The organism is Stenotrophomonas capsici (assembly GCF_034961085.1).
GTDB lineage: Bacteria > Pseudomonadota > Gammaproteobacteria > Xanthomonadales > Xanthomonadaceae > Stenotrophomonas > Stenotrophomonas capsici.
In genome coordinates this window covers 1-6,599 of sequence record NZ_JAYFUH010000003.1, presented here as the reverse complement: position 1 = coordinate 6,599, position 6,599 = coordinate 1, and the positions used below count along the sequence as shown (strand labels likewise).

The following is a 6,599-nucleotide window of genomic DNA, read 5'->3' as shown; positions in this document are numbered from 1 at the left end:
CCGCGCCTGTCCAGCGAAGGCCGCAGCCATCCGGTCGAGGTCAGCCATTTCCCGGCCCGCCGCGATGAAGCGCTGGAAGCACAGGCCCGCCGCGCGGTGGAACAGGCATTGGCCGAGCATCCCGGCGATGTGCTGGTGTTCCTGCCGGGGCAGCGCGAGATCGCCAGGGTGCAGGCCGCGCTGCAGGCGGCATTGACCGCTGCCGAGGCGGGCCGGAATGTCGATGTCCTCGCCCTGCACGGCGAACTGCCGATCGAACAGCAATCACGCGTGCTGCAGCCCGATCCGGAGGGCCGCCGCCGCGTGGTGCTGGCCACCAACGTCGCCGAGTCGTCGGTCACCCTACCCGGCGTGCGCGTGGTGATCGATGCCGGGTTGGCGCGCGAGCCGCGCTACGACCCCAACAGCGGCTTCTCGCGGCTGGATGCGGTGGCCATCTCGCAGGCCTCGGCCGACCAGCGCGCCGGCCGCGCCGGCCGTGTCGCCGCCGGCTGGGCGTGGCGGCTGTGGCCGCAGTCGCAACGGCTGGAGCCGCAGCGGCGCCCGGAGATGGCGCAGGTGGAACTGGCCGCGCTGGCACTGGAGCTGGCCGCGTGGGGCAGCGACGAGCTGCGCTTCGTCGACCCGCCGCCGGCCGGTGCAGTGGCCGCCGCGCGCGAGCTGCTGCAGCGGCTGGGCGCCTTGAGCGCGGGCAAGACCCTCACCGCGCTGGGCAAGCGCATGCTCGGCCTCGGCACGCATCCGCGCATGGCCGCGATGCTGTTGTCGGCCAGGAACCCGCGCGAGCAAGCGCTGGCCGCCGACCTGGCCGCACTGCTGGAAGCACGCGACCCGTTGCGCCAGGGCGGCGACGCGCTCGCCGCCCGCTGGCGTGCGCTGGCGGCCTTCCGCGCCGGCCGCGCACCGCACGATGCCAGCCGCAGCGCGCTGGCCGCGATCGATGCGGCTTCGAAACAATGGCGGCGGCGCCTGCGTTGCGATGCCACGCCACCCGGAAACATCGAGGCACATGAGCTCGGCGACCTGCTCGCCCATGCCTTCCCCGACCGCATCGCCGTGCAGCACCCCAGCGATCCCCTTCGTTACCAGCTGGCCAATGGCCGCAGCGCGCGCCAGTTCGATCACAGCGACCTGCGCGGCGAGCCATGGCTGGTCATCAGCGAACTGCGCCATGACCCGCGTGATGCACTGATCCTGCGTGCGGCCCCGGTCGATGAAACGCGCCTGCGCACCGACTTCCCCGAGCGCTTCCGGCAGCAGGACGTGGTGCGCTGGAACGCCGCCAAGCGTGCGCTGGAAGCACGCCGCGAAAGCAGCTTCGAACGCATCGTGCTGGACAGCCGCCCGGCCGGCCGCGTGGACCCGGCGCATGCCGCGCGCGCACTCACCGATGCGGTGCGCGAACTGGGGCTCGACGCGCTGCCGTGGACCGAGAACCTGCAGCAATGGCGCGCAAGGGTGATGGGCCTGCGCGCGTGGATGCCCGAACTCGCCCTGCCCGACCTGGCCAATGCCGCGTTGCTGGAAACGCTGGAGGACTGGCTGTTGCCGGCCTTCAACGGCAAGACCCGGCTGGACGCGCTCACCGAGGAGGAACTGGGCGAGGCCCTGAAATCCGGCATCGACTGGAACACCCGACAGCAGGTGGACCGCCATGCCCCGGTGCGCATCAGCGTGCCCTCGGGCATGGACCGCCGCATCGACTATGCGCTGGACGACGACGGCATCAACCCGCGTCCGCCGGTGCTGGCGGTGAAACTGCAGGAACTGTTCGGCCTGGCCGACACGCCGCGCATCGCCGATGGCCGCGTGCCGTTGCTGCTGCACCTGCTTTCGCCCGGCGGCAAGCCGCTGCAGGTAACCGGCGACCTGAAGAACTTCTGGCAGAACACCTATGCCGAGGTGAAGAAGGAAATGAAGGGCCGCTACCCACGCCACCCGTGGCCGGATGATCCATGGAGCGCGACCGCCACGCATCGGGCCAAGCCGCGCGGGACGTGAGGCCGGGCGGGCGCCGGGGGCGGCAGTCCTCCCCTTGGCGGAAGGCAGGGAGGGGTGCCATCCGCACCTCCATCACCCAAGCGTGAACGCACACGTTTCATCCCGCGCTCAGCCCCGCGCTTTCCGGCTAACATCCCCTACACGCCCGTGCAGCGAAACTGGGCGTCTGATCCTCGCAAACAAGGAGCCCCCACATGAGCAAGTTCAGCGATATCACCGGACCGGCCCTGGAGCGGGCAATGGAACTGGTCAACCATGCCGGCGGCAGCCTCAAGGGTGGCGGTGCCAATGCCGCCGAATGGCTGAAGGCCGGTGCCGCCATCGGCGCCCTGAAGACCGGTGGTCGTACCGTCAGCCGCGTCGCCCGCCGCAACCCGACCGCCACCGTGGCGGTGGCCGCCGTGGGCCTGGGCCTGATCGGTTACATGCTGTACCGCAAGAACAAGCGTGACAACGAAGCCATCGAGGCCAAGTCGCGCCAGATCGCGCAGCGTCGTCGCCACGCGCACGCGGCCAGCGTCACCGACGAAACCAGCGACATCGGCAGCGATACCTGAGCCGCGGCGGCAACGCCGGCAGTTCCGCAGGAGCGCAGCAACGGCCATCGGCCGTGCTGCGCTTCTTTCATTTCAGCGTGCGCCCACTTCCCGCCACTGCCCCGGCTGCAGGTCCTCCAGCGCATACGGCCCCATCGCCGCACGCACCAGCCGCAGAGTGGGCAGGCCAACCGCCGCGGTCATGCGCCGTACCTGGCGGTTGCGGCCTTCGCGGATCGTGATGGCCAACCATGCATCGGGCACGGTCTTGCGGTAACGCACCGGCGGGTTGCGTTCCCACACGGCCGGCGCCTGTTCCATCCGCTGCACGCCGGCCGGCAACGTCGGCCCATCATTGAGCTGCACGCCGTCACGCAGCGCCTGCAGCCTGTCCTCGCTCGGCACGCCTTCCACCTGCACCCAGTAGGTCTTGGGCTGCTTGTGCTTCGGGTCGGTCAGGCGATGGGCCAGGTTGCCGTTGTCGGTGAGCAGCAGCAGGCCTTCGCTGTCGTAGTCCAGCCGACCGGCCGCGTACACGTTGGCCGGCAGGCCGAACCCGGCCAGCGTCGCGCGCGGCGGCTGGCTGCGGTCGGTGAACTGGCACAGCACGTTGAAGGGCTTGTTGAAGGCGATCAGCATGGAAACGGCGGGCGACGGGCGGGACGCCATTGTCCCATCCCCGCCGCGCGACGCTAGCGCGGCGCGCGCCGGCGCCCGGCCACCGTCCGCCGCAGCACCGCGGCAAGCTGCGCCACCGCCCCCTCCATCTCCGCCACCGTGTAAGCGGCGAAGCCGAGCAGGAAACCGGCCTGCGGCGTGCGCGTGGCATGCAGGGCGCTCAGTCCCTGCAGCGCGACGCCCGCCCGGCGCGCGCCATCCAGCACCGCCTGTTCGTCGATGCCGGGCCGGAGCAGGCAGGGCAGCTGCATGCCGCCGGCCGGCACCTGGGGCACCAGGTAGTCGGACAACTGCGTGCGTACCAGGTGCAGCAGTGCATCGCGCCGCTGCACGTAGAGATGGCGCATCGCCCGCACGTGCGCGCCGAAGTGGCCCGCCTCCATAAAGCGCGCCAGCGTCAGCTGGGTGAGCGTGGGGCTGTGCCCGTCCATCAGGCTGCGCGCCACCGTCATCGGTTCCACCAACGCCGGCGGCAGCACCAGGTAGCCGATGCGCAGGCCCGGGAACAGCGACTTGGTGAACGTGCCGATGTAGAGCGTGCGCTCGTGCGGGTCCAGCCCCTGCACGCACGCGGTGGGCTTGCCGGCGTAATGGAACTCGCTGTCGTAGTCGTCCTCGATGATCCAGGCATCGTTGCGCTCGGCCCAGTGCACCAGCGCCAGGCGGCGGTCCAGCGCCAGCGTCGCCCCGGTCGGGAACTGGTGCGATGGCGTGAGGAACACTGCCCGTGCGCCTGCCGCCAACTGCGGCAGCTGCTCCACCTGCATGCCCTCGGCATCGACCGGCACCGGCACCGGCCGCAGCCCCGCCGCATCGAAGGCACGCGCCGCGCCGTGGTACATCGGATCCTCGACCAGGATGCGCTCACCGGCATCGAGCAGCACGTTGGCGCACAGCGTCAGCGCCTGCTGCGAGCTGGTCAACACCAGCACCCGTTCCGGCGTGGCGTGGCCACCACGTTCGAGGTTGATGTAGTCGGCGATCGCCCGGCGCAATGCCTCCACGCCCTGCGCCGGGCTGTGCGCCAGCACCGCGCTGCCGTGCGCGCGGATCACCTCGCGCTGCAGGCGTTCCCAGGTCTGCAAGGGGAAGTTCCGCGTCTCCGGCACGCCGGGCGCGAAGGCATGCTGCGTGGCGCCGGTGACCCCGCCGGTGGCGCGCAGCGCCTGGCCGCGCGTGCTCAGCCGCACGGCCTGCCGCGGCGCGTGGCCACGCCGTTGCGCCTTGCCGCCGGCAAACGGCCGGGCACGCTGCGACACCCGACTGCCGCTGCCCACCTGGCGTTCGATGAAGCCCTCGGCATGCAATTGGCGGTAGGCCGCCTCGACCGTATCGCGGGATACCCCCAGCGACTGCGCCAACGGGCGCGTGGCCGGCAAAGGGCGGCCCACTTCCAGCGCACCGTCCAGGATCAGCTGGCGGATCGCCCGCTGGATACGGGCATGCAGCGCCAGCCCGGCATGGGCGGGGTCGCCGATGCCGGCCTTCACCGACTCCAGTTGCGCGTGCCTGAACATCGCCGTGGGGTCTCCCGGGTTGCCGCAATGGTCTGCCCGGCAGGCCATAAGTGGAGGGGCGCAACATGCCATTGCCCGCCTACAAAGACAACCTGCCTTCGTCCCCGGATGCCGGATGTCCCCGCTACCCTCTTCCCCTCCCGTTCCTTCCCCGGCACTGCGTGCGGCCGACCTGCTGCATCCGACCATCGCGGCGCTGGTGTCGGTCATCGTCAATTACGGCGGCACCTTCGTGCTGGTGTTCCAGGCCGCGCGCGTGGCCGGGCTGGGCCCGGAACTGACCGCCTCATGGGTGTGGTCGGTGTCCATCGGCGTGGGGCTGACTGGCATCGCGCTGAGCGTGTGGGCGCGCGCGCCGATCATCACCGCCTGGTCCACCCCCGCCGCCGCCTTCCTGGTCACCGCACTGGCCGGCGTCTCCTACCCGGAAGCCATTGGCGCCTATCTGGCATCGGCCGCCGCGTTCGTGCTGCTGGGCCTGTCCGGCGGCTTCGAGAAGGTGGTGCGCTGGATACCGCCAGGCATCGCGGCCGCGTTGCTGGCCGGCATCCTGCTGCCGTTCGGCATCGGTGCCTTCGCTGGCATCAACATCGACCCGCTGCTGGCCGGTGTCCTGATCCTCGCCTACCTGGTGCTGAAACGGATCAGCGCGCGCTATGCGGTGGTGGGCATCCTGCTGCTCGGCATCGCGCTGCTGGTCGCGCAGGGCCGCATCGACCCGGCGGCGCTGGAGCTTAAGATCGCCATCCCGGTATTCACCGCGCCGGCGTTCTCGATCAATGCCCTGCTCGGCGTGGCATTGCCGCTGTTCCTGGTCACGCTCACCGGCCAGTACATGCCGGGCATGCTGGTACTGCGCAACGACGGCTACACGACCAGCGCCAACCCGATCGTCGCGGTCACCGGCCTGGGTTCGCTGCTGATGGCTCCGTTCGGTGCGCATGCCTTCAACGTTGCCGCGATCACCGCAGCCATCTGCACCGGCCGCCACGCGCACGAGGATCCGCGCAAGCGCTGGCTGGCCGGCGTCGCCGCGGGCGTGTTCTACGTGATCGTGGGGGTGTTCGGGCTGACCCTGGCGGCGTTGTTCATGGCCATCCCCGCCACCTTCATCAGCACCCTGGCCGGGCTGGCGCTGCTCGGCGCGATCGGCGGCAGCCTGGCCACCGCCATGGCCGATGCGCGCGGCCGCGAAGCAGCGCTGGTCACCTTCCTGGCCGCGGCGGCCAACATCCAGCTGTTCGGCATCGGCGGCGCGTTCTGGGGGCTGGTGATCGGCCTGCTCGCCCACCTGCTGCTCGATGCACGCCTGCCACGCCGCCGCACGCGGCCCGCCGCCGGAACCGCCACGCACCCCCAGCCCACCGCACCGGAGGCCCCCCATGTATGACCCCCACCTGCGCCTGGACCAGTTCGACCCCGAGCTCGCCCACGCCATCGAGAACGAGCGCCGTCGCCAGGAAGACCATGTCGAGCTGATCGCCTCGGAGAACTACGCCAGCCCGCTGGTGATGGCGATCCAGGATTCGGTGTTCACCAACAAGTACGCCGAGGGCTACCCCGGCCGCCGTTACTACAGCGGCTGCGAATACGTGGACGTGGCCGAGCGGCTGGCCATCGAGCGCGCCTGCGCGCTGTTCCAGTGCGACCATGCCAACGTGCAACCGCACTCCGGTGCGCAGGCCAACGCCGCGGTGTTCCTGGCGCTGACCTCGCCCGGCGATACCGTGATGGGCATGAACCTGGCCCAGGGCGGCCACCTCACCCACGGCAACCCGGCCAACTTCTCCGGCCGGCACTATCGCATCGTGCCCTACGGGCTGGACCCGGCCACCGGCCTGATCGACTACGACGCGATGGAGCGCAT

6 protein-coding genes are annotated in these 6,599 nt (G+C 70.8%); 4 read left to right on the top strand and 2 right to left on the bottom strand.

Going from position 1 to position 6,599, the window contains the following annotated elements:
* Together hrpB and VA603_RS00090 are read left to right on the top strand one after the other, a co-directional pair.
* Window positions 1–2,001 (top strand): ATP-dependent helicase HrpB (gene hrpB, locus VA603_RS00095; RefSeq protein WP_323437584.1); only part of this gene is annotated, 2,001 nt, incomplete at its 5' end.
* A 194-nt stretch (window positions 2,002–2,195) separates the two neighbouring features.
* Window positions 2,196–2,558: a hypothetical protein gene (locus tag VA603_RS00090; RefSeq protein ID WP_132863792.1), complete on the top strand. Its 363-nt coding sequence runs from the start codon at window positions 2,196–2,198 to the stop codon at window positions 2,556–2,558.
* A gap of 72 nt (window positions 2,559–2,630) precedes the next feature.
* On the opposite strand, the gene VA603_RS00085 is transcribed toward VA603_RS00090, so the two are convergent.
* Together VA603_RS00085 and pdxR are read right to left on the bottom strand one after the other, a co-directional pair.
* Complete coding sequence (locus tag VA603_RS00085) at window positions 2,631–3,176, bottom strand: pseudouridine synthase (protein WP_323437585.1); 546 nt, start codon at window positions 3,174–3,176, stop codon at window positions 2,631–2,633.
* Between the two features lie 53 nt (window positions 3,177–3,229).
* Entirely contained in the window at window positions 3,230–4,732 is a 1,503-nt protein-coding gene (gene pdxR, locus VA603_RS00080) for a MocR-like pyridoxine biosynthesis transcription factor PdxR (protein ID WP_323437583.1), read from the bottom strand.
* A gap of 115 nt (window positions 4,733–4,847) precedes the next feature.
* Between pdxR and VA603_RS00075 the strand changes: the two genes are divergently transcribed.
* Window positions 4,848–6,122 carry a benzoate/H(+) symporter BenE family transporter gene (locus tag VA603_RS00075; RefSeq protein WP_323437582.1) on the top strand — a complete coding sequence of 425 codons (1,275 nt, stop codon included), beginning with the start codon at window positions 4,848–4,850 and terminating at the stop codon, window positions 6,120–6,122.
* Window positions 6,115–6,599, top strand: a 485-nt coding sequence (locus VA603_RS00070) for a PLP-dependent aminotransferase family protein (protein ID WP_486679286.1), incomplete at its 3' end; no start/stop codon positions are given. The genes VA603_RS00075 and VA603_RS00070, both read left to right, overlap by 8 nt.